Below are 21164 nucleotides of genomic sequence, written 5' to 3'. Positions count from 1 at the left end.
TCAGCTCCAGAAAGTCAGGGGTGAAGCATTGCCGCGATAGCCGACAAAAAACGAAAGGCTCAAGCGCGGATCGGCCACGCCCGGCGTTACCGAGTGCATGCGACGCGAATTGAACATGATGAAATCCCCCGGCTCCGGGCGTACTTCGAGGGCGGGCGGGCCAAGCAGCGCCGGGTCGATGCCGTAGCTGTCGCCGCGCATTTCATCGAAGCGGTCCGGGGAAATGTCGTCTTCCCACATCTGCAATGCGCCGCCTTCGGTTGGCATGTTGAGGTAGACGTTGCAGGCGAACTGCGCCTCGAGGCTGCGGGCCTGAAAACTTTCCGGGGCGTCCTTGGCGAAGATGTCGTGATGGGCCAGGAAGCACACGCCCGGTTTCACTACCCGGGACAGGCCGACGTACATCTTGCGACCGTAAAGGTTTTCCAGGTGGGCACCCGCCGGCCAGGATTCGTCGAGCATGCAGCGCAGGGTGTCGACCGGTGACGAATAGGGCGCGCAACGGTTACGCAGCTCGGCGATGTTGCTGGTGGCGCGCTCGAAGTAATCTTCGATCAGCAGCGGCTGGTTTTCCGCCTCGTAGAACGCCATGCCGATACGACCGATACTGGGCGCGTTGATGTAGCCCTCGAAGCCGGGCGCGAGGATCTTGTCGCCAATCTGGATCGCCTGCGCCTGGGGCAGAAAACCCTTGACGCGGATGGCGAGGACTTCTTCGTTGGCCAGTTTTTTTATGCACGTCTCATCGAGACGCTCGACGTCAAGCATCATGGTTTCAGGTCCATCTATCGAATAGTCAACGGAACCGGCGAACGCGGTTCCCCCGGCGTCGGACGCTGCATCTGGCAGCGCCCGAAATCCTCAATCCACGCTGTAGTGGACGGACAACGTGCCTTTCTTCTGCGAAAGGGACGCGATCGTGACTGTGCCCAGATCCTTCAGGCTGCGTACATGGGTGCCACCGCAGCCATAGGCTGGCAGTTCACCGAAACCGATTTCCCGTGCGCCTTCGCGCAGGGACGTCAGGCGTGGCAGATCGTGTTCGATCCATTGCCCGATGCCGTATTGAACGACTTGTGCATCGACTTCCTGAGCCGAATCTCCGGGCTTGAATTGCACCCGGCCCTCGTCCGGCCAGTGATGGGCCTTGATCGGCATCCAGCCCATGGCCTGGACAAAGTGGCCGATCAAATGCCCGGCAGAGTGCATGCGGGTGTTGAAGCGGCGGCGTTCTTCGTCGACGCGAATCTGGGTCATGCCCAGTGGCACCGGTTGATCGACGAAATGAATGATCCGGTCCGGTTCCTGAACGACCCGCAGAACCTGGCTGTCGCCAATCCAGCCGGTATCACAGGGTTGGCCACCGCCCTGGGGATGAAAAAGTGTGGCGCGCAACACAACGGCGAATTCGTTCTCGTGGGGCGTGCAGTCGAGGACTTCCACATTGGCCTTGAGGTCATCACTATGGAAAAAGAGGCGAAGCGTCATATTCCATGCCCTTATTAAAGTTTCTTTTTTAATTATATGAATCGTGCAATAACGTGATAATCCGTTCAAACATCAAAGGACTGTTGCGCTGTGAGCATAAATCTTCCACTGCCGCTGCTCGGTGAAATGGCGATTTTCGTCAAGGTCGTAGAGACCGGCAGCTTCTCCGAAGCCGCTCGCCAATTGGGCTCATCGCCATCGGCAGTCAGCCGCAGCATTTCCCGGCTGGAGAAGGCGCTGGCCACGCGGCTGCTGCAACGCACCACGCGCAAACTGCGCTTGAGCGATGGCGGAGAAGAGGTGTTCAAACGCTGTCAGGAAATGGTCAGCGCGGCGAAGTCGGTGATGGAGATCAGCGGCCAGTTCACCCACGAAGCCGAGGGGCTGGTGCGGGTCAGCGTGCCGAAAGCGGTGGGGCGCTTCGTGATTCATCCGCACATGCCGGAGTTTCTGCGGCACTATCCGAAGGTCGACGTGGAGCTGTTGCTGGAGGACCGCCAGGTCGATCTTATCGACGACCATGTCGACCTGGCCATTCGCATCACGGACCGTCCACCGGCTGGACTGGTGGGACGACAACTGTTGACCATCGACCATTTGCTCTGCGCGACGCCGCAGTATCTGGCCGAACACGGGACGCCGACTCATCCCCATGACTTGCTTAACCACAGTTGCATTTACCTGGGCGAAACCCCGAGCGATGCGCGCTGGAAATTCAAGAAAGGCACGAAAGCCGTCACTGTCGGCGTGCGCGGGCGGTATGCCGCCAATCACACCGGCGTGCGTCTGGGCGCCGTGTTGCAGCACATCGGCATTGGCAGCCTGCCGTATTTCACCGCTCGTTATGCCCTGGAGCAGGGGCTGATCGTGCAGGTGCTGCCGGACTGGACGTTCCTGGCGTCGTACCACGGCGGGTTGTGGTTGCTGCACTCGCCGACGCGTTATCTGCCGCCGAAGCTGCGGGTGTTCATCGACTATCTGGTGGAGTGCCTGGAGAAAGAGCCGACCCTGAGCAAGCCGGCAAAATCCGGCGGTTCAAAACCGTTGGCGGAGTACGAATTGCCCGAGAGTGAAGGGTTGCTCTGACCCGATAAAAAAAGGCCCGCATGGATCACCATGCGGGCCTTTTTTATCGGGCGAAAATCAGTGCTTGCTGTCCTGGGCGGACATCGCCAGCAGCTGTTTTTCCTGGTTCCAGTCGAACGGTTCATCGTTCTGTTCGGCTTCGTAGCGGCGTTCTTCCAGCGCCTGGTACATGTCGATTTCTTCGTCGGACAGGTAATGCAGGCAGTCGCCGGCGAAGAACCACAGAAGATCCCGCGGGATCAGGTGGGCAATTTGCGGGTAACGGGTAATCACTTGAGTCAGGATGTCCTGGCCCAGGTATTGGCTTTCGATCGGCTCGATCGGCAGTGACGCCAGCAGTTCATCGAAACGCTCCAGGAACAGGGCATGGCTTTCTTCGGGAACCTGATCGGCCTCACCTACGGCGACCAGGATACTGCGCAGGTGGTCGAGCAAAACCAGATGATCGGCAACGACGTTGGACACGAGATAAGTCCTCAAGAGCAAAACGGGCGCGGGAGTATAAAGCCCCTGCGCCCGTTTTTCACTGATTGAAGGGATCAGCGGATTTTGCCGTCCGCCGGTTTCAGTTGCTCCTTGTCGAAATCATCGACATCGATCACCTTGCGCCGCGCCACTTCGGCATCACGCAGGGTCTGGGCTTCCACGGCCTGCAATACCCCGGCCTCCAGTGCCGCATCGATGGCGTGTTCGCCGGCGACCGGTTTGACCTGACCGCTCTTGAGCGAGGTGTGCAGTTTTTTGTGCAGCGGTTGCGCAGCGTTCAACTGATCGCAGGCGTGCTGCAGCGCACCGACCGCATCGTCGGCCGATTGCGGGCGATAGCAGCCGGCAAGCAGTTCTTCCAGCGCCGGATCGCCCTTGGCCCGGCCGATGACCGCAGCCACTTCGGCACCGAGTCTGTCCGACGGGCCTTTGTGACGGCGGCCGAACGGGAACACGATCACTCGCAGCAGGCAGCCGAAGACCCGGTTCGGGAAGTTGGTCAGCAGTTCATCCAGCGCTTTTTCCGACTGGCCGAGGCTTTCTTCCATGGCCCATCGGAACAGCGGTTCCATGTACGCCGGGGAATCGAGGTCGTGATAACGCTTGAGCGCCGCCGAGGCCAGATACAGGTTGCTCAGCACATCACCCAGACGCGCCGACAGACGCTCGCGGCGTTTCAGTTCGCCGCCCAGCAGCATCATGCTCAGGTCGGCGAGCATGGCAAACGCGGCAGCCTGACGGTTGAGGGCGCGGAAATAACCCTGGCTGAGTTTGTCTCCCGGTGCATGTTCGAAATGGCCGAAGCCGAGGTTCAGCACCAGCGTGCTGGCGGCGTTGCTCACGGCAAATCCGATGTGCTTGAGCAGCAGGCCGTCGAATTCCTTGAGCGCCTGATCCTTGTCCTCGCGACCGGCGAGGGCCATTTCCTTGAGCACGAACGGATGACAGCGGATTGCGCCCTGACCAAAGATCATCAGGTTGCGCGAAAGAATGTTGGCGCCTTCCACGGTGATGAAGATCGGCGCGCCGTTCCAGCTGCGACCCAGATAGTTGTTCGGGCCCATGATGATCGCCTTGCCGCCATGCACGTCCATGGCGTGGCTGATGCACTCGCGACCGCGTTCGGTGAGGTGGTATTTGAGGATCGCCGACAGCACCGAGGGCTTCTCGCCCAGGTCCACCGCATTGGCGGTCAGCATCCGCGCAGCGTCCATCATCCAGGCGTTGCCGCCGATCCGCGCCATGGCTTCCTGAATGCCTTCGAAGGCAGACAGCGGCACGTTGAACTGCTCGCGGATCTGCGCGTATTGCCCGGTCACCAGGCTGGTGAACTTGGCCGCGCCGGTGCCCACTGCCGGCAGCGAGATCGAGCGCCCGACCGACAGGCAGTTCATCAGCATCATCCAGCCTTTGCCGAGCATGTCCTGGCCGCCGATGAGGAAGTCCAGCGGGATGAATACGTCCTTGCCGGAGTTCGGGCCGTTCATGAACGCAGCGCCCAGCGGCAAGTGGCGGCGACCGATTTCCACGCCGGGGGTGTCGGTCGGGATCAGCGCGAGGCTGATGCCCAGGTCTTCCTTGTCGCCGAGCAGGTGATCCGGGTCATAGGCCTTGAAGGCCAGGCCGAGCAAGGTCGCGACCGGGCCGAGGGTGATGTAGCGTTTTTCCCAGTTCAGGCGCAGGCCGAGAGTTTCCTGACCTTCCCATTCGCCTTTGCAGATGATCCCGGTGTCGGGCATCGCACCCGCGTCTGAACCCGCGAGCGGGCCAGTCAGCGCAAAGCAAGGAATGTCGTCGCCCCGGGCCAGCCGTGGCAGGTAATGATTGCGTTGTTCGTCGGTGCCGTAATGCAGCAGCAGTTCGGCCGGGCCGAGGGAGTTGGGCACCATCACGGTAGAGGCGAGGTCGCCGCTGCGGGTCGCCAGTTTCATCGCCACCTGGGAGTGGGCGTAGGCGGAGAAACCCTTGCCGCCGAACTCCTTGGGAATGATCAGGGCGAAGAAACCGTGTTCCTTGATGTGAGTCCAGGCTTCGGGCGGCAGATCCATCGACTGACCGATCTGCCAGTCGGTGACCATCGCGCAGAGTTCTTCGGTCGGGCCGTCGATGAATGCCTGTTCTTCTTCGCTCAGTTGCACCTTGGGATAGGACAGCAGTTTGTCCCAGTCCGGACGGCCGCTGAACAGTTCGCCGTCCCACCACACCGTGCCGGCGTCGATCGCGTCGCGTTCGGTCTGCGACATCGGAGGCAGGGTTTTCTGGAACCAGCTGAACAGCGGCGCGGTGAAGTGTTTGCGGCGCAGGTCAGGCAACAGCAGCGGGGCGGCCACCAGGGCCAGCACGACCCAGAAAATCAGCAGCAACCAGCCCGGTGCGTGGCTGAAAATTCCCATCGCCAACAGGTAAGCGGCAACGATGCCCAGTGCCGGCAGCGGGGCGATGCGCCGGTGTGCCAGATACGCCACGCCGACGATCAGAACCAGTATCCACAACAACAGCATATTTAATCCTCCGTGAACCAGGGCGAACCGACCCTCCAGAGCTTAGACGGCATCTGCAAAACGGGGCGGTCAGAGCAAGGTGATTGAAATCGTGGGAAACCCCGGATGTCTTTTGTAGGTTCGGTGGGCAACACGCGTGGGAAATCGTTCGCCGCTTCCGCGTCTTTGCGTGCATGTTTGGCCGAAACGTCGTTATCTCTGTGCTGAACCTCTCGCTAGACTCGGGGCTCAATCAGGAGAATGTCGTCATGCACGAGTATCTGAGCCCCGGCCGCTTCATCGATAGTGACCACCCCTCGGTGGTGGAGTTCGCCGAGCAGCACCGTGGTGCCAGCCGCGATCCGCTCGCGCAGGCGATCAGTCTTTATTACGCCGTGCGCGAGGCGGTGCGCTACAACATGTACACCTTCAGCCGCGACCCGCTGACCTTGCGCGGCAGCTACGCGCTGGCGGCAGGTGAAAGTTATTGCGTGCCCAAGGCCACGTTGCTCGCCGGTTGCGCGCGCCATTGCGGGATCCCCGCACGCATTGGTCTGGCGGATGTGAAAAATCATCTGTCGACGCCGCGTCTGCTTGAACTGCTGAGAAGCGAAGTGTTCGCCATGCATGGTTATACCGAGCTGTTTCTCAATGATCGCTGGGTGAAAGCCACACCCGCGTTCAACCAGAAACTCTGCGAAATGTTCAACGTTGCGCCGCTGGAATTCGATGGCGTAAACGACAGCGTTTTCCACCCGTACAACAGCGATGGTGCGCTGCTGATGGAGTACTTGGTCGATCACGGCCAGTTCGCCGATGTACCGGAATCTTTTTTCTTCGAACATCTGCAGAAATGTTATCCGCACCTGTTCAACGATCAGCAGACGCCACTGTCCGGTGACATGCGCGGTGATGTCGGCAGCCTCTGATCCGGCGTATGCTGCCTGCCCATTTACTGGAAAAGAGGCGGTCATGCTGAAGATCTGGGGTCGCAAGAATTCGTCGAATGTCAGAAAGCCGTTGTGGGCTGCCGAAGAGCTCGGGCTGGCCTACGAGGCCATTGATGCCGGTGGCGCGTTTGGGGTGGTCGACACGCCGGAGTACCGGGCAATGAACCCGAACGGGCGGGTGCCGGTGATTCAGGACGACGGTTTTGTGCTGTGGGAATCCAATGCCATTGTGCGTTACCTGCTGGCAAAGCATGCAGCCGATACTTCGTGGTACCCGGCGGATCCGCAGACCCGCGCTACCGCTGACAAATGGATGGACTGGACGACTTCCAGTTTTGTAGGACCGTTTCGCACGGTGTTCTGGGGCGTTCTGCGTACCCCGGCAGACAAGCAGGACTGGCCGGCAATCCATGCGGCGATCAAGGAATGTGACGGCTTGCTGGCGATGGCCGATGAGGCGCTGAAGGATCAGCCGTATCTGTCCGGCAACGAAATCGGCATGGGCGATATCCCGCTCGGCAGTTTCATTTATGCCTGGTTCGAGATGCCGATCGAGCGCGCGTCACAGCCGAATCTTGAAGCCTGGTATGCGCGGCTGAAGCAGCGTCCGGCGTATCAGAAAGCTGTCATGACCGCGTTGACTTAATACCTACTATCGACACACTTGACTGTACTTGTGCGGCGACGGCAAGCACCATTGCGCTCTAGCGCTGCGGTTGTCTTCCTCGCCGCCGGCCTTTTATCAGTCCTTTTTTCTTTACTGGGTGCGTAAATCCGATATGAGTTCCGCTCTGTCCATCCGGCAGCTAACCAAAACCTACGGCAACGGGTTCCAGGCCTTGAGTGGTATCGATCTGGACGTCGCCGAAGGTGACTTCTTCGCCTTGCTCGGCCCCAACGGCGCCGGCAAATCCACGACCATCGGCATTCTCTCGACCCTGGTCAACAAGACCAGCGGCACGGTGAATATCTTTGGCCACGACCTGGACAAGAACCCGGCGGCGCTCAAGCGCTCCATCGGCGTGGTGCCCCAGGAATTCAACTTCAACCAGTTCGAAAAGACCTTCGACATCGTCGTGACCCAGGCCGGTTACTACGGCATTCCGGCGAAGATCGCCAAGGAACGCGCCGAGCAGTACCTGACCCAGCTCGGCCTGTGGGACAAACGCGATGTGCCGTCGCGTTCGCTGTCCGGCGGCATGAAGCGTCGCTTGATGATCGCCCGGGCGCTGGTGCATGAACCGCGTCTGCTGATCCTCGATGAACCGACCGCCGGGGTGGATATCGAGCTGCGCCGTTCGATGTGGACGTTCCTCACCGAACTGAACCAGAAAGGCATCACTATCATCCTCACCACCCACTACCTGGAAGAGGCTGAGCAGCTGTGCCGCAACATCGGGATCATCGACCACGGCACCATCGTCGAGAACACCAGCATGCGTCAGCTGCTCGGCCAACTGCATGTGGAGACTTTCCTGCTCGACCTGAAGAGTGATCTGGCGGTTGCGCCGCAACTGGTCGGCTATCCGGCCCGGCTGGTAGACGCTCATACGCTGGAAGTCCAGGTCGACAAGTCCATGGGCATCACTGCGCTGTTCGGCCAACTGGCCCTGCAGAACATCGAAGTGCTGAGCCTGCGCAATAAAACCAATCGCCTCGAGGAGCTGTTCGTGTCCCTGGTGGAGAAAAATCTGTCGAAGGTGGCGGTATGAGTTCCGAGCTGCGCCCCAACCTCGTTGCCCTCAACACCATCGTTTACCGCGAAGTCAGACGCTTCACCCGGATCTGGCCGCAGACTCTGCTGCCGCCGGCGATCACCATGGTTCTGTACTTCGTGATCTTCGGTAACCTGATCGGCCGGCAGATCGGCGATATGGGTGGCTTCACCTACATGGAGTACATCGTGCCGGGGCTGATCATGATGTCGGTGATCACCAACTCCTACGGCAACGTGGTGTCGAGCTTCTTCGGCAGCAAGTTCCAGCGCTCCATCGAAGAGCTGATGGTGTCGCCGGTGTCGCCGCACACGATCCTGATCGGTTACACCATTGGTGGCGTCCTGCGCGGCCTGATGGTGGGTGTGATTGTGACGATCCTGTCGCTGTTCTTCACCCATTTGCAGGTACACCATCTTGGCGTGACGGTGCTGGTGGTGGTGCTGACGGCGACGATCTTCTCGCTGCTGGGCTTCATCAACGCGGTGTTTGCGCGCAACTTCGATGACATCTCGATCATCCCGACCTTTGTGCTGACCCCGCTGACCTACCTGGGCGGCGTGTTCTATTCGATCACCTTGCTGCCGCCGTTCTGGCAGACCGTGTCGCTGGCCAACCCGGTGCTGCACATGGTCAACGCTTTCCGTTACGGCATCCTCGGTGTGTCGGACATTCGCATCGGCATCGCGATCACCTTCATGCTGGTGGCGACCGTGGTGCTGTATATCGGTTGTTCGCGGTTGCTGGTGAGCGGGCGCGGCATGCGCACCTGATCCCTTCAATGCTGCAATGAAAAACGGCCTCCCACAGTGGAGGCCGTTTTGCATTCACGCCTGACGTCTTTTCTTGCGCCGCGCCCATTGCCGGGCCACCCACCAGCGCCAGTACATCATCACCAGACAATAGGCGAGGGCGCCCAGTGCCAACCCGACCACCACCGAACCCAGCAGGAACGGTTGCCACAAGGTCGAGAGCTCACCGCTGATCCATTCCCAGGTCAATTCGTCGGGGAGCGTGCGGGCGGGCACATCCATCAGCCAGGCCCCGGCCTGATACGTGCAGAAGAATACCGCCGGCATGGTGATCGGATTGGTCAGCCAGACCAGACTGACGGCAATCGGCATGTTGCCGCGCACCATGATCGCGAGGACGGCGGCCACCAGCATCTGTGCGGGAATCGGCAGGAACGCGGCGAACAGGCCAACGGCCATGGCCCGGGCCACCGAGTGTCGGTTGAGGTGCCAGAGGTTCGGGTCATGCAGCAACGTTCCGAGAAAGCGTAAGGATTTGTGTTCCCTGATGCTCGTCGGGTCGGGCATGTAACGTTTGAATAAGCGCCGGGGCATAAGGCTTCTCGGTCGGTTAAGGCGGCAAGTATGTCTGGATTCTATGAACCGCCCATTCAGACTTTGTGACAATTGATAACGACGCGCGTGCCCCGCAGCCGCTATGCCTGAAGGTGGGACTCTCAAGGACGGGCTTATGCGCACAGGGATGATGGCGCTGGCGGTCGGTCTGCTGGCTCCGGTTTTTTTGCCGGCCTTGCCGCCGGTCGGGTTATTGCTGGTGTTGCCGTGGGTGGCGCTGATGCTGCTGCCGTTTCGCAGCTATGCACTGGCGTTTTTGCTGCTTGGATTCACATGGGCGGGTTTCAGCGCGCAGATGGCGCTGAATGATCGACTGCCTTCCAGGCTGGATGGCGAAACGCGCTGGGTGGAAGGGCGGGTCGTCGGCTTGCCGCAGAATGCCGAGGGCGTCGTGCGCTTCGAACTGGCCGATGCGCGCTCGCGTCACGAGAAACTGCCGTCGCTGATGCGTCTGGCGTGGTACGTCGGGCCTGAGGTCAAAAGTGGCGAACGCTGGCGACTGGCAGTCAAGCTCAAGCGCCCCGGTGGCCTGCTCAATCCGGATGCGTTTGATTACGAAGCCTGGCTGCTGGCGCAGCGCATCGGCGCCACCGGGACGGTGAAGGATGGCGAGCGCCTGGCGCCGGCGCAGTGGGCCTGGCGTGACAGCATTCGCCAGCGCCTGCTTGCAGTGGATGCCCAGGGACGTAACGGAGCCTTGGCTGCGCTGGTGCTCGGTGATGGTTCGGGACTCAGTCGCGAGGATTGGCAGACTTTGCAGGACACCGGCACCGTGCACCTGCTGGTGATTTCCGGCCAGCATATCGGGCTGTTGGCGGCGTTGATGTATGCGCTGGTCGCCGGGTTGGCGCGGGTCGGGATCTGGCCGTTGCGTTGGCCCTGGCTGCCTTGGGCGTGCGGTCTGGCGTTCGCGGCGGCGCTGGGTTACGGCCTGCTGGCCGGGTTCGATGTACCGGTGCGGCGCGCCTGCGTAATGGTTGCGCTGGTGCTGCTGTGGCGATTGCGATTTCGCCACCTCGGTGCGTGGTGGCCGTTGCTACTGGCCTTCAACGGCGTGTTGTTGATGGATCCGCTGGCCAGTCTGCGTCCGGGGTTGTGGCTGTCCTTTATCGCGGTCGCCGTGCTGATCTTCACCTTCGGCGGCCGTCTGGGGCCGTGGCGCTGGTGGCAGACCTGGACGCGCGCGCAGTGGCTGATCGCGATCGGCTTGTGCCCGGTGCTGGTGGCGCTGAGCCTGCCGATCAGCCTAAGCGGACCACTGGCCAATCTGCTCGCGGTGCCGTGGGTCAGTTTCGCGGTGCTGCCGCCGGCGTTGCTGGGCACATTGCTGCTGCCGATTCCTTATGTCGGGGAAGGTCTGCTGTGGCTGGCCGGCGGACTGATCGACGGGTTGTTCCGGGCACTGGCCCTGATTGCCGGGCGTTGGCCAGCGTGGGTGCCGACGACGATGGAGTGGTGGGTCTGGGCGCTGGGAGGTCTTGGTGCTTTGTTGTTATTGCTCCCCCGAGGCGTTCCCTTGCGTCCTTTGGGCTGGCCATTGCTGCTGGTACTGGCATTTCCGCCCCGGGAGCGTCTGGCCGAAGGCGTGGCCGATGTCTGGCAACTGGATGTCGGCCAGGGCCTGGCGATTCTGATCCGCACCCGGCATCACACCTTGCTGTACGACAGCGGCCCGCGTTTCGGCGACTTCGACCTCGGCGAGCGAGTGGTGCTGCCGGCCTTGCGCAAACTGGGGGTGGAACACCTCGACCTGATGCTGCTCAGCCATGCCGATGCCGATCACGCGGGTGGCGCACTCGCCGTAGCGAAAGGATTGCCGGTCAGCCGGGTCATCAGCGGCGATCCGCCGGGGCTGGCCGAAGCGCTGAATGCCGAGGTCTGTGAAAGTGGTCGGCAATGGCAGTGGGACGGCGTTGCCTTTCATCTATGGCAATGGGCCGACGCCCACGACAGTAATCAGCGTTCCTGCGTGTTGCAGATCGAAGCCAACGGTGAGCGGTTGCTGCTGACCGGCGACATCGACAGCGCCGCCGAACGGGACCTGCTCAACAGCGCGCTGGCAGTTCAAACCCGGTGGCTGCAAGCCCCGCACCATGGCAGCCGCAGTTCCTCATCGATGGCCTTGCTCAAGGCTTTGCAGCCACAGGCCGTGCTGATTTCCCGAGGGCAGGGCAATTCGTTCGGCCACCCGCACCCGACGGTCATTGCCCGCTACCGCAAACAGGGCATACACATCCATGACAGCGCCGAGCAGGGCGCCATTCATCTGCAACTGGGGCGGTTTCAGCCGGCCCGGTCGTTGCGTCAACAACGTCGCTTCTGGCGCGACCCGCCGTTGCCGGGGGCGGAGTACCGTTGAGCACGGTCGTCGGGGCGACGGGTCTTTATCGCGAACCGGTATGGTAAAGTGGCGCACTTTTTCGAGGGGGCTGTCACTGTGTGGGAATTGGTCAAATCCGGCGGCTGGATGATGTTGCCGATCATTCTGAGTTCCATCGCCGCCATGGCGATCGTCGCCGAGCGCCTGTGGACCCTGCGCGCCAGTCGCGTCACCCCTGAGCATCTGCTGGGTCAGGTCTGGGTCTGGATCAAGGACAAGCAGCTCAACAAGGAAAAACTCAAGGAATTGCGTGCCAACTCGCCGCTGGGGGAAATCCTCGCCGCGGGCCTGGCCAACTCCAAGCATGGTCGCGAGATCATGAAGGAGTGCATTGAAGAAGCGGCCGCCCGGGTCATCCACGAGCTGGAACGCTACGTCAACGCGCTGGGCACCATCGCCGCCATGTCGCCGCTGCTCGGTCTGCTGGGCACGGTGCTGGGCATGATCGATATTTTCAGCGCCTTCACCGGCTCGGGAATGACCACCAATGCTGCGGTGCTGGCCGGCGGTATTTCCAAGGCGCTGATCACCACCGCTGCGGGCCTGATGGTCGGTATTCCGGCAGTGTTCTTCCACCGTTTCCTGCAACGCCGCATCGATGAACTGGTGGTGGGCATGGAACAGGAAGCGATCAAACTGGTGGAAGTGGTGCAGGGCGACCGTGACGTCGATCTGGCCGGGGAAAAAGCGTGAAATTCCGTCGCAAACCCCGGGAAACCATCGACATCAACCTCGCGTCGCTGATCGACGTGGTGTTCATCCTGTTGCTGTTTTTCGTCGTGACCACCACCTTCACCCGCGAAACCCAGCTGCGTGTCGATCTGCCGGAAGCGGTCAGCGGCTCGCCGGCCGAGGACCAGCAGGTCAAGCAACTGGACGTGGCCATCAGCGCCGAAGGCGTGTTCTCGGTGAACAACAAGATTCTGCCGAAAAACGATCTGGCGACCCTGATGGAAGCCATGCAGAAAGAAGCCAACGGCGACACCAACATGCCGTTGTCGATCAGTGCTGACGGCAAGACTCAGCACCAATCCGTGATCACCGCCATGGACGCGGCCGGCAAGCTCGGTTTCAGCCATCTGCGCATGACCACGGTCGAGGCGGCGCCCAAATCCTGATGGCCATGTCCGATCGTCTGCTCGCCGCATGGTACGAGGGGCACCCGGCCCTGACGCTGTTGCGGCCGCTGGAGTGGCTGTACCGCCGCGTCGTGGCCGGCAAGCGTCAGCGTTTTCTCGACGGCGAGGGTGAGATCTATCAATCCCCGGTGCCGGTGATCGTGGTCGGCAACATCACCGTCGGCGGCACCGGCAAGACGCCGATGATCCTGTGGCTGATCGAGCATTGCCGACGCCACGGGCTGCGGGTCGGCGTGGTCAGTCGCGGTTACGGCGCCAAACCGGCGCAACTGCCATGGCGGGTCGAAGCTGACCAGACTGCCGACATCGCCGGCGACGAACCTTTGCTGATCGTGCAGCGCACCGGCGTGCCGCTGATGATCGACCCCGATCGCAGCGCCGCCGTCAGAGCCCTGCTGGACAGCGAGCCGCTGGACCTGATCCTGTCCGATGACGGCATGCAGCATTACCGCCTCGCGCGGGATCTGGAACTGGTGCTGATCGACGCCGCTCGTGGCCTTGGCAACCAGCGCTGCCTGCCCGCCGGCCCCCTGCGCGAGCCGGCCGAGCGCCTGCAAAGCGTTGATGGTGTGCTGTTCAATGGCGCCCTTGAGGATCGCGACGGCGGATTCGCTTTCCGTCTCAAACCGTCGGCGCTGGTCAATTTGCGCAGCCGCGAACGCCGGTCGCTCGATCATTTCCCGCCCGGTCAGGCCGTGCACGCGGTCGCCGGGATCGGCAACCCGCAACGTTTCTTCAATACCCTCGAAGCGCTAGACTGGCGGCCTGTGCCCCACGCGTTTGCCGATCACGCCGAATACAGCGTGCAGGCCTTGAGTTTCACGCCGTCATTGCCAGTGGTGATGACTGAAAAGGACGCGGTGAAGTGCCGTGCCTTCGCCGCCGATGACTGGTGGTACCTGGCGGTCGATGCCGTGCCGTCGCCGGCCTTCGTGGCCTGGTTCGACACGCAACTGATGCGCCTGTTGCCGGATCGTCTTTTGCCTTAATCCGTTTTTATCCAGGGAATGTTCATGGACACCAAACTGCTCGACATCCTCGCCTGCCCGATCTGCAAAGGCCCGCTCAAGCTCAGCGCCGACAAGACCGAACTGATCAGCAAGGGCGCCGGCCTGGCGTACCCGATCCGCGACGGCATCCCGGTCATGCTGGAAAGCGAAGCCCGCACCCTGACCACCGACGAGCGTCTGGATAAATGACCACAGCCTTCACCGTTGTCATCCCGTCGCGCTACGCCTCGACCCGTCTACCGGGCAAGCCGCTGCTGGATATCGCCGGCAAGCCGATGATTCAGCACGTCTGGGAACAGGCCAGCAAAAGCAGCGCCAGCCGTGTGGTCGTGGCCACCGACGATGCGCGCATTGTCGAGGCCTGCAAGGCCTTCGGCGCCGAAGTGGTGCTGACCCGTGAAGATCACAACTCCGGCACTGATCGTCTGGCCGAAGTGGCCGCGAAGTTGGGTCTGGAGCCGGATGCCATCGTGGTCAACGTGCAGGGTGACGAACCGCTGATCCCGCCGAGCGTGATCGATCAGGTCGCCGCCAACCTCGCAGCCCACACCGAAGCGCGCATGGCCACCCTGGCCGAGCCGATCGAAGACGTGGAAACCCTGTTCAACCCGAACGTGGTCAAGGTTGTCAGTGACCTCAACGGTCTGGCGCTGACCTTCAGTCGCGCGACCCTGCCATGGGCCCGCGATGCGTTCGCCAAGAGCCGCGATGTGTTGCCGGAAGGCGTGCCGTATCGTCGTCACATCGGCATTTATGCCTACCGCGCCGGCTTCCTTCAGGATTTCGTGAGCTGGGGCCCGTGCTGGCTGGAAAACACCGAATCCCTCGAACAACTGCGTGCCCTGTGGCACGGCGTGCGGATTCATGTGGCTGACGCGTTGATCGCGCCGCCGACCGGGGTCGACACCGCCGAAGATCTCGAGCGCGTCCGTCGCCTGCTGGAGGCCTGATGCGCGTTCTGTTCGTATGCCTGGGCAACATCTGCCGTTCGCCCACCGCCGAAGGCGTTTTGCGCCACAAGTTGCGTGAAGCGGGACTGGCGGATCAGGTCGAAGTGGCCTCCGCCGGCACCGGCGACTGGCACGTCGGCAATCCGCCGGACAAGCGCAGCCAGGCTGCGGCCAAACTGCGTGGTTATGACCTGTCGGCGCAACGCGCCCAGCAGGTCAGCCGCGCCGATTTCGCCAGCTACGACCTGATCCTCGCCATGGACAACAGCAACCTGCGCAACCTCAAGGCCTTGCAACCGTCCACCGGCAAGGCCGAGCTGGATCTGTTCCTGCGCCGCTATGAAGGCGAAGTCGATGAAGTACCGGATCCGTATTACGACGGCGATCAGGGTTTCGAGCAGGTGCTGGATCTGATCGAACGTGCCTGCGATCAGCTGTTGATCGAAGTGAAGGGGCGGTTATGAGTTTGCAGGTGCAACCGCAGGTTTCCCTGAAACCCTTCAATACCTTCGGCGTCGACGTTCGCGCGCAGCTGTTTGCCGAAGCCCACAGTGACGCCGATGTGCGCGAAGCCCTGGCTTACGCGACTTCCCACGATGTGCCGTTGCTGGTGATCGGTGGCGGCAGCAACCTGTTGCTCACGGCGGACATCCCGGCGCTGGTGCTGCGCATGGCCACTCGTGGCATCCGCGTCATCAGCGACGACGGCAACCGCGTGGTGATCGAAGCCGAAGCTGGGGAGCCATGGCACCCGTTCGTGCAGCACACGCTGGCGCAGGGGTTTTCCGGGCTGGAGAATCTCAGTCTGATCCCCGGCACCGTTGGCGCCGCACCGATGCAGAACATCGGTGCCTACGGTGTCGAGATCAAGGATGTGTTCGCCGGCCTGACGGCGCTGGATCGCCAGACCGGCGAGCTGCGCGACTTCAGTCTGGAAGAGTGCAACTTCGCCTACCGCGACAGCGTGTTCAAGCAGCAGCCGGGTCGTTGGCTGATCCTGCGGGTGCGCTTTGCACTGGATCGAGTCGCCCATCTGCACCTGGAATACGGCCCGGTGCGTCAGCGTCTGACCGAGCAGGGCATCGAGCAGCCGACGCCGACGGATGTCAGTCGAGCGATTTGCAGCATTCGCAGCGAAAAACTGCCGGACCCGGCGGTGCTCGGCAATGCCGGCAGCTTCTTCAAGAACCCGCTGGTGTCGGCGGCCGTGGTCGCACAGATCAAGGCGCAGCATCCAGATCTGGTGGCCTACGCGCAACCGGACGGGCAGATGAAACTGGCGGCCGGCTGGTTGATCGAGCGTGCCGGCTGGAAAGGTTTCCGTGAGGCCGATGCCGGCGTGCATAAATTGCAGGCGCTGGTGCTGGTCAACTACGGCACGGCGACCGGGCTGCAATTACTCGATCTGGCCCAGCGCATCCAGAAAGACATTGCAGAACGTTTCAATGTCGAGCTGGAAATGGAGCCCAACAGGTATTGAGGCTACGCTTTCAAGGCTGAACCCAAAGCCCTGCACTTATTTAAAAAGTGCAGGGCTTTTTTGTTAATCGCGGGTTAACGTAGCCAGCTAACGATACCAACCATTTGCTCCACCAAAGGCCCGGTGCAGACGTTCCCGTCCGTACAAGAGAGCCTGATTAGCCTGAGCCGATCTGCGCGAACCACTACCGTCCCTGCGGTGGCAGATGGCTCGACCCCATAACCTCCAAGAATATGCGGGCGTGCCCATGATTACCCTGAAACTCAATGGTCAAGATCATCCACTCGATGTCACCGAGGACATGCCGCTGTTGTGGGCGATCCGCGACGTCGCCGGTTACAACGGCACCAAGTTCGGCTGCGGCATGGGCCTGTGCGGTGCGTGCACCATTCATATCGACGGCGCGCCGGCGCGCAGTTGCATCACCCCGATCGGTTCGGTGGTCGGGCAGAACGTGACCACCATCGACAACCTGCATGCCGACCCGGTCGGTCAGATCGTCCAACAAGCCTGGCTCGACACCGCTGTGGCCCAATGCGGTTACTGCCAGGGCGGCCAGATCATGTCCGCCACCGCGTTGCTCAAGACCAACCCGAATCCGAGCGATGAGCAGATTGAAGAGGCGATGGTCGGCAACATCTGCCGCTGCGGCACCTACAACCGGATCAAGACCGCGATCCGTCAGGCCTCCACTCACCTGAAGGAGGCCAAGGCATGAGCCGTCTACCGAACGATTTCGCCCTGAGCAACCTGAGTCGCCGGGGCTTCCTCAAGGGCGTCGGCGCCACGGGTGCGCTGGTGCTGGCGGCGAGCTGGGGCTGGCAGGATGCGCTGGCCGAAGACAAGCCAAAGCAGTTTGGCGCCGACGGCATGCCGAACGGCTGGATCGATGATCCGAAGGTCTACGTCAGCATTGCCGCTGACGGCACGGTGACCGTGGTCTGCAACCGTTCGGAAATGGGCCAGGGTGTGCGCACCAGCCTGACCATGGTGGTCGCCGATGAGCTGGAAGCCGACTGGGCGCACGTCAAGGTTCAGCAGGCGCCGGGTGATGAGGTGCGCTTCGGCAACCAGGACACCGACGGCTCGCGCAGCATGCGTCACTGGTACGAACCGATGCGCCGTTGCGGCGCTGCCGCGCGGACCATGCTGGAGCAGGCCGCCGCCGCGCAGTGGAAGGTGCCGGTCGGCGAATGCCGCGCACAACTGCATAAAGTCATTCACACGCCGTCCGGGCGCGAGTTGGGTTACGGTGAGCTGGCCGTTGCGGCCAGTGCGCTGACGGTGCCGGCCCGTGACAGCCTGCGGCTCAAGCAGCCGTCAGAATTTCGTTACATCGGCAAGGAAGGCACCAAAGCCATCGACGGTGCCGACATCGTCAATGGTAGGGCGGTTTACGGGGCCGACGTGCATTTCGACGGCATGCTGTTCGCGGTCATTGCGCGTCCGGCGGTGTACGGCGGCAAGGTCAAGTCGGTCGACGACAGCGCCGCGCTGAAAGTGCCGGGCGTGCTCAAAGTCATCCAGATCGAACCCCGGCCATTGCCTTCGGAATTCCAGCCACTGGGCGGCGTGGCCGTGGTGGCCAGCAACACCTGGGCGGCATTGAAAGGTCGTGAAGCGCTGAAGATCGAGTGGGACGATGGCCCGAACGCCACTTATGACTCGGTCGCCTATCGCAAGGAGATCGAAGCCGCTTCGCTGAAACCGGGCAAAGTGGTACGCAATACCGGCGACATCGACAAGGCCATCGGCAGTGCCGCCAGCACTCTGGAAGCCTCTTATTACTTGCCGCATCTGGCCCAGGCACCGATGGAGCCGATGGTTGCCATCGCCCGTTACAAGGATGGCACCTGCGAGGCGTGGGCACCGAGCCAGGCGCCGCAGGTCACCCGCGAGCGCATCGCCGAACGCCTGGGGCTGCCATTCGATAACGTCACCTTTAACGTGACACTGCTCGGCGGTGGTTTCGGCCGCAAGTCCAAACCGGACTTCGTCGTTGAGGCTGCCGTGCTCGCCAAGGAATTTCCTGGCAAAGCAGTGCGCGTGCAATGGACCCGGGAAGACGACATCCACAACTCGTATTTCCACACGGTGTCCGCCGAATACCTCAAGGCCGGCGTCGGCAAGGACGGCTTGCCGTCCGCCTGGCTGCACCGCACGGTAGCGCCGAGCATTACCGCGCTGTTTGCGCCGGGCATGAATCACGAAGCTGCGTTCGAGCTGGGCATGGGCTTTACCAACATGGCCTACGCGATTCCCAACGTGCGCCTGGAAAACCCTGAAGCCACGGTGCATACGCGGGTCGGGTGGTATCGCTCGGTGTCGAACATTCCCCATGGCTTCGCAATTCAGAGCTTCGTCGACGAACTGGCGCACAAGGCCAAGGAAGATCCGCTCAAGTATCAGATCAAGTTGCTCGGCCCGGATCGGCAGATCGACCCGCGTACGCTCAGTGAAGAATGGAACTACGGCGAATCCCCAGAGCGTTATCCGATCGACACCGGGCGGATGCGCACCGTGCTCGAGACTGCGGCCAAGGCGGCGGGTTGGGGTCGTCAACTGCCCAAGGGTCGTGGTCTCGGATTGGCGGTGCATTACAGCTTCGTCACCTACGTGGCGGCGGTGATCGAAGTCGAGGTCAAGGACGACGGCACGCTGATCGTGCACAAGGCCGATATCGCTGTGGATTGCGGCCCGCAGATCAACCCGGAGCGGATCCGTTCGCAGTTCGAAGGCGCCTGTGTGATGGGCCTGGGCAATGCCGTGTGGGGCGAAATCAGCTTCAAGGACGGCAAGGTGCAGCAGGACAACTTCCATATGTATGAGGTGGCGCGCATGTCGCTGGCGCCGAAGGAAGTCGCGGTGCATCTGGTGACGCCGCCGGGTGAGGTGCCATTGGGCGGTGTTGGTGAACCGGGCGTACCGCCGATTGCGCCGGCGCTGTGCAACGCGATCTTCGCCGCCACCGGCCAGCGCATCCGTAACCTGCCGGTGCGTTACCAGTTGCAGGGCTGGCAGAAGGCGCAAGGGTGATGGACAGCGCCGATCTGAATGTCCTGCGCAGTGTGCTCGAATGGCGTCGCGCCGGGCAGCGAGTGATGTTGTTCAGCGTGGTGCAGACCTGGGGCACCGCGCCCCGGGCGCCCGGCGCAATGCTCGCGTTGCGCGAAGATGGCGTGGTGATCGGTTCGGTGTCCGGAGGTTGCGTCGAGGACGATCTGATCGCCCGGCTGCACGACGGACGGATTCCCGCCGACGGGCCGCCGGTGCATTTGATCACCTACGGCGTGACGCAGGAAGAGGCGGCGCGTTTCGGCCTGCCGTGCGGCGGCACTCTGCGCCTGACCGAGGAGCGAGTCGGCGATCCGGCGTGGGTCGCCGAGTTGCTGGATCGCTGCGAAGCCCACGAAATCGTCGCTCGCGAGCTGAACATCGGCACTGGCGAGGTGGTGCTGCGACCGGCCGGCAAGACCGACGCATTGAGTTTCGACGGACAAACCCTGCGTGCCATTTACGGCCCACGCTGGCGCCTGCTGTTGATCGGCGCCGGGCAGTTGTCGCGGTATGTGGCCGAGATGGCGCGGCTGCTGGATTTCGAAGTGCTGATCTGTGATCCGCGCACCGAGTTCGTCTATGGCTGGGAAGAGCAGCATGGGAGGTTTGTGCCCGGTATGCCGGATGAAGCGGTGCTGAACATCCAGACCGATGAACGCACGGCGATTGTCGCGCTGACTCATGATCCACGGCTGGACGACATGGCGCTGCTCACGGCGCTCGATTCCAAAGCGTTCTATGTCGGTGCGCTCGGCTCGCGGGTCAATAGCCGCAAACGTCGGGAAAATCTGGCTGAGCTAGGCTTGTCGGAAGCGGCCATCGCCCGTTTGCACGGGCCGATCGGTTTGCATATTGGCAGCCATTCCCCGGCGGAAATCGCCTTGTCGCTGTTGGCGGAAATCGTCGCGATCAAGAATGGTGTCGAGCTCAAGCAGAAGAAAACAGTGGAGAGTGTATGAGCCGATCCATCGGAGTGATTGTGCTGGCGGCGGGCGAGGGCAGCCGCTTTCGCGAAGTGGCGGGTGCCGACAAGGACAAGCTGCTGGCCGATTGCACCGGGCGTGATGGCGCGGTGCGTTCGGTGATCGAGCAGGTGCTGGTGAACCTGCCGGCGAGCCTCGACCAGCGAGTGCTGGTGACGACCGAGGCGCGCCCGCAGGCAATGCGCATGGCGCAGGCTTATGGGTGTGACATTGTCTCGATCGAATCCACGGGAATGGGCGACAGCATCGCGGCGGGTGTGGCGGCTTGCCCGGATGCCGATGGCTGGCTGATTGTGCTGGGCGACATGCCGTTCATCCTGCCGTCGAGCATGGAACGGGTCGTGGCGGCGATTGCCGAGGATGCGGTCAGCGTACCGACGTTGAACGGTGACTATGGGCATCCGGTCGGGTTTGGTCGATCGTTCGCAGCGGGACTGATGTCTTTGTCCGGTGACCGCGGCGCCAGACCGCTGTTTGCCCAAGGACGAGTGATTGAAGTCGCGGTGGATGATCCGGGTGTGTTGTGGGATATCGACGTGCCGGATGCGCTGGTTTTCCCGCCATCCTGATAAAACCTTGAGCCAATAAAAAGC

General features: G+C 62.0%; 22 protein-coding genes and 1 pseudogene. 18 read left to right on the top strand and 5 right to left on the bottom strand.

The window, feature by feature from the left end:
- On the bottom strand, positions 1-771 hold the full coding sequence (locus tag L6D82_RS14610) for a 2OG-Fe(II) oxygenase (protein WP_007952184.1): 771 nt from the start codon (positions 769-771) through the stop codon (positions 1-3).
- Between the two features lie 90 nt (positions 772-861).
- A complete protein-coding gene (locus L6D82_RS14605) occupies positions 862-1488 on the bottom strand; it encodes an alanyl-tRNA editing protein (RefSeq protein ID WP_085745073.1) in 627 nt (208 codons plus the stop codon).
- A gap of 90 nt (positions 1489-1578) precedes the next feature.
- Here L6D82_RS14605 and L6D82_RS14600 point away from each other — a divergent pair, with 90 nt between their 5' ends.
- Entirely contained in the window at positions 1579-2574 is a 996-nt protein-coding gene (locus L6D82_RS14600) for a LysR family transcriptional regulator (RefSeq protein WP_236189835.1), read from the top strand.
- Positions 2575-2631: 57 nt separating this feature from the next.
- Here the strand turns inward: L6D82_RS14600 and L6D82_RS14595 are convergent, their stop codons facing one another.
- Positions 2632-3039: a PA2817 family protein gene (locus L6D82_RS14595; protein ID WP_007950758.1), complete on the bottom strand. Its 408-nt coding sequence runs from the start codon at positions 3037-3039 to the stop codon at positions 2632-2634.
- 74 nt (positions 3040-3113) lie between these two features.
- On the bottom strand, positions 3114-5561 hold the full coding sequence (locus tag L6D82_RS14590) for an acyl-CoA dehydrogenase (RefSeq protein ID WP_236189833.1): 2448 nt from the start codon (positions 5559-5561) through the stop codon (positions 3114-3116).
- Positions 5562-5809: 248 nt separating this feature from the next.
- Between L6D82_RS14590 and L6D82_RS14585 the strand changes: the two genes are divergently transcribed.
- The 4 genes from L6D82_RS14585 to L6D82_RS14570 all read left to right on the top strand — a co-directional run bounded on the left by L6D82_RS14585 (position 5810) and on the right by L6D82_RS14570 (position 8978).
- Positions 5810-6469, top strand: a complete 660-nt coding sequence (locus L6D82_RS14585) for a transglutaminase-like domain-containing protein (protein WP_236189831.1) — start codon at positions 5810-5812, stop codon at positions 6467-6469.
- A 43-nt stretch (positions 6470-6512) separates the two neighbouring features.
- On the top strand, positions 6513-7136 hold the full coding sequence (locus tag L6D82_RS14580) for a glutathione S-transferase family protein (protein ID WP_236189829.1): 624 nt from the start codon (positions 6513-6515) through the stop codon (positions 7134-7136).
- Positions 7137-7269: 133 nt separating this feature from the next.
- On the top strand, positions 7270-8202 hold the full coding sequence (locus L6D82_RS14575) for an ABC transporter ATP-binding protein (RefSeq protein ID WP_085612257.1): 933 nt from the start codon (positions 7270-7272) through the stop codon (positions 8200-8202).
- The gene (locus L6D82_RS14570; RefSeq protein WP_007950763.1) at positions 8199-8978 is read left to right on the top strand and encodes an ABC transporter permease; all 780 of its coding nucleotides are present in this window, start codon (positions 8199-8201) and stop codon (positions 8976-8978) included. Before L6D82_RS14575 ends, L6D82_RS14570 begins: the two co-directional genes overlap by 4 nt.
- Positions 8979-9032: 54 nt before the next feature.
- Here the strand turns inward: L6D82_RS14570 and L6D82_RS14565 are convergent, their stop codons facing one another.
- Positions 9033-9551 carry a DUF2062 domain-containing protein gene (locus L6D82_RS14565; protein WP_007950764.1) on the bottom strand — a complete coding sequence of 173 codons (519 nt, stop codon included), beginning with the start codon at positions 9549-9551 and terminating at the stop codon, positions 9033-9035.
- 117 nt (positions 9552-9668) lie between these two features.
- On the opposite strand from L6D82_RS14565, the pseudogene L6D82_RS28850 reads away from it, so the two are divergent.
- The 13 genes and pseudogenes from L6D82_RS28850 to L6D82_RS14505 form a co-directional block, all read left to right on the top strand.
- A pseudogene (locus L6D82_RS28850) lies at positions 9669-9767 on the top strand (hypothetical protein); the annotation flags it as partial.
- Positions 9739-11931, top strand: coding sequence for a DNA internalization-related competence protein ComEC/Rec2 (locus L6D82_RS14560; RefSeq protein ID WP_445009171.1), 2193 nt, complete (start codon positions 9739-9741; stop codon positions 11929-11931). The pseudogene L6D82_RS28850 and the gene L6D82_RS14560, both read left to right, overlap by 29 nt.
- 78 nt (positions 11932-12009) lie before the next feature.
- The gene (locus tag L6D82_RS14555) at positions 12010-12645 is read left to right on the top strand and encodes a MotA/TolQ/ExbB proton channel family protein (protein ID WP_165369563.1); all 636 of its coding nucleotides are present in this window, start codon (positions 12010-12012) and stop codon (positions 12643-12645) included.
- Positions 12642-13070: an ExbD/TolR family protein gene (locus tag L6D82_RS14550; RefSeq protein WP_007950767.1), complete on the top strand. Its 429-nt coding sequence runs from the start codon at positions 12642-12644 to the stop codon at positions 13068-13070. Before L6D82_RS14555 ends, L6D82_RS14550 begins: the two co-directional genes overlap by 4 nt.
- Positions 13070-14080: a tetraacyldisaccharide 4'-kinase gene (gene lpxK, locus L6D82_RS14545; protein ID WP_236189826.1), complete on the top strand. Its 1011-nt coding sequence runs from the start codon at positions 13070-13072 to the stop codon at positions 14078-14080. Before L6D82_RS14550 ends, lpxK begins: the two co-directional genes overlap by 1 nt.
- A gap of 24 nt (positions 14081-14104) precedes the next feature.
- Positions 14105-14290 carry a Trm112 family protein gene (locus L6D82_RS14540; protein ID WP_003174668.1) on the top strand — a complete coding sequence of 62 codons (186 nt, stop codon included), beginning with the start codon at positions 14105-14107 and terminating at the stop codon, positions 14288-14290.
- Positions 14287-15051 (top strand): 3-deoxy-manno-octulosonate cytidylyltransferase, encoded by a 765-nt coding sequence (gene kdsB, locus L6D82_RS14535; protein WP_064383500.1) that lies wholly within the window; start codon positions 14287-14289, stop codon positions 15049-15051. The genes L6D82_RS14540 and kdsB overlap by 4 nt, the downstream gene beginning before the upstream one ends.
- Positions 15051-15515: a low molecular weight protein-tyrosine-phosphatase gene (locus tag L6D82_RS14530; RefSeq protein WP_064598568.1), complete on the top strand. Its 465-nt coding sequence runs from the start codon at positions 15051-15053 to the stop codon at positions 15513-15515. Before kdsB ends, L6D82_RS14530 begins: the two co-directional genes overlap by 1 nt.
- Positions 15512-16531, top strand: coding sequence for a UDP-N-acetylmuramate dehydrogenase (murB, locus tag L6D82_RS14525; protein WP_236189823.1), 1020 nt, complete (start codon positions 15512-15514; stop codon positions 16529-16531). Before L6D82_RS14530 ends, murB begins: the two co-directional genes overlap by 4 nt.
- A gap of 247 nt (positions 16532-16778) precedes the next feature.
- A complete protein-coding gene (locus L6D82_RS14520; RefSeq protein WP_039770687.1) occupies positions 16779-17249 on the top strand; it encodes a (2Fe-2S)-binding protein in 471 nt (156 codons plus the stop codon).
- Positions 17246-19567: a xanthine dehydrogenase family protein molybdopterin-binding subunit gene (locus L6D82_RS14515; RefSeq protein WP_236189815.1), complete on the top strand. Its 2322-nt coding sequence runs from the start codon at positions 17246-17248 to the stop codon at positions 19565-19567. The genes L6D82_RS14520 and L6D82_RS14515 overlap by 4 nt, the downstream gene beginning before the upstream one ends.
- On the top strand, positions 19567-20547 hold the full coding sequence (locus tag L6D82_RS14510; protein ID WP_236189813.1) for an XdhC family protein: 981 nt from the start codon (positions 19567-19569) through the stop codon (positions 20545-20547). The genes L6D82_RS14515 and L6D82_RS14510 overlap by 1 nt, the downstream gene beginning before the upstream one ends.
- The gene (locus L6D82_RS14505) at positions 20544-21140 is read left to right on the top strand and encodes a nucleotidyltransferase family protein (RefSeq protein WP_129973702.1); all 597 of its coding nucleotides are present in this window, start codon (positions 20544-20546) and stop codon (positions 21138-21140) included. Before L6D82_RS14510 ends, L6D82_RS14505 begins: the two co-directional genes overlap by 4 nt.
- Positions 21141-21164 lie beyond the last annotated feature (24 nt).

It is taken from the genome of Pseudomonas paraglycinae, assembly GCF_021601625.1.
In the GTDB taxonomy this organism is placed as follows: domain Bacteria; phylum Pseudomonadota; class Gammaproteobacteria; order Pseudomonadales; family Pseudomonadaceae; genus Aquipseudomonas; species Aquipseudomonas paraglycinae.
Note: the sequence above shows the minus strand (reverse complement) of the source record. Positions and strands in the feature narration are given on the sequence as shown.

Coding starts and splice junctions, on each gene's coding strand:
- L6D82_RS14610 (WP_007952184.1), bottom strand. CDS start 771: ATGATGCTTGACGTCGAGCGTCTCGATGAGACGTGCATAAAAAAACTG.
- L6D82_RS14605 (WP_085745073.1), bottom strand. CDS start 1,488: ATGACGCTTCGCCTCTTTTTCCATAGTGATGACCTCAAGGCCAATGTG.
- L6D82_RS14590 (WP_236189833.1), bottom strand. CDS start 5,561: ATGCTGTTGTTGTGGATACTGGTTCTGATCGTCGGCGTGGCGTATCTG.
- L6D82_RS14585 (WP_236189831.1), top strand. CDS start 5,810: ATGCACGAGTATCTGAGCCCCGGCCGCTTCATCGATAGTGACCACCCC.
- L6D82_RS14580 (WP_236189829.1), top strand. CDS start 6,513: ATGCTGAAGATCTGGGGTCGCAAGAATTCGTCGAATGTCAGAAAGCCG.
- L6D82_RS14575 (WP_085612257.1), top strand. CDS start 7,270: ATGAGTTCCGCTCTGTCCATCCGGCAGCTAACCAAAACCTACGGCAAC.
- L6D82_RS14570 (WP_007950763.1), top strand. CDS start 8,199: ATGAGTTCCGAGCTGCGCCCCAACCTCGTTGCCCTCAACACCATCGTT.
- L6D82_RS14565 (WP_007950764.1), bottom strand. CDS start 9,551: ATGCCCCGGCGCTTATTCAAACGTTACATGCCCGACCCGACGAGCATC.
- lpxK (WP_236189826.1), top strand. CDS start 13,070: ATGGCCATGTCCGATCGTCTGCTCGCCGCATGGTACGAGGGGCACCCG.
- L6D82_RS14540 (WP_003174668.1), top strand. CDS start 14,105: ATGGACACCAAACTGCTCGACATCCTCGCCTGCCCGATCTGCAAAGGC.
- kdsB (WP_064383500.1), top strand. CDS start 14,287: ATGACCACAGCCTTCACCGTTGTCATCCCGTCGCGCTACGCCTCGACC.
- L6D82_RS14530 (WP_064598568.1), top strand. CDS start 15,051: ATGCGCGTTCTGTTCGTATGCCTGGGCAACATCTGCCGTTCGCCCACC.
- murB (WP_236189823.1), top strand. CDS start 15,512: ATGAGTTTGCAGGTGCAACCGCAGGTTTCCCTGAAACCCTTCAATACC.
- L6D82_RS14520 (WP_039770687.1), top strand. CDS start 16,779: ATGATTACCCTGAAACTCAATGGTCAAGATCATCCACTCGATGTCACC.
- L6D82_RS14515 (WP_236189815.1), top strand. CDS start 17,246: ATGAGCCGTCTACCGAACGATTTCGCCCTGAGCAACCTGAGTCGCCGG.
- L6D82_RS14510 (WP_236189813.1), top strand. CDS start 19,567: ATGGACAGCGCCGATCTGAATGTCCTGCGCAGTGTGCTCGAATGGCGT.
- L6D82_RS14505 (WP_129973702.1), top strand. CDS start 20,544: ATGAGCCGATCCATCGGAGTGATTGTGCTGGCGGCGGGCGAGGGCAGC.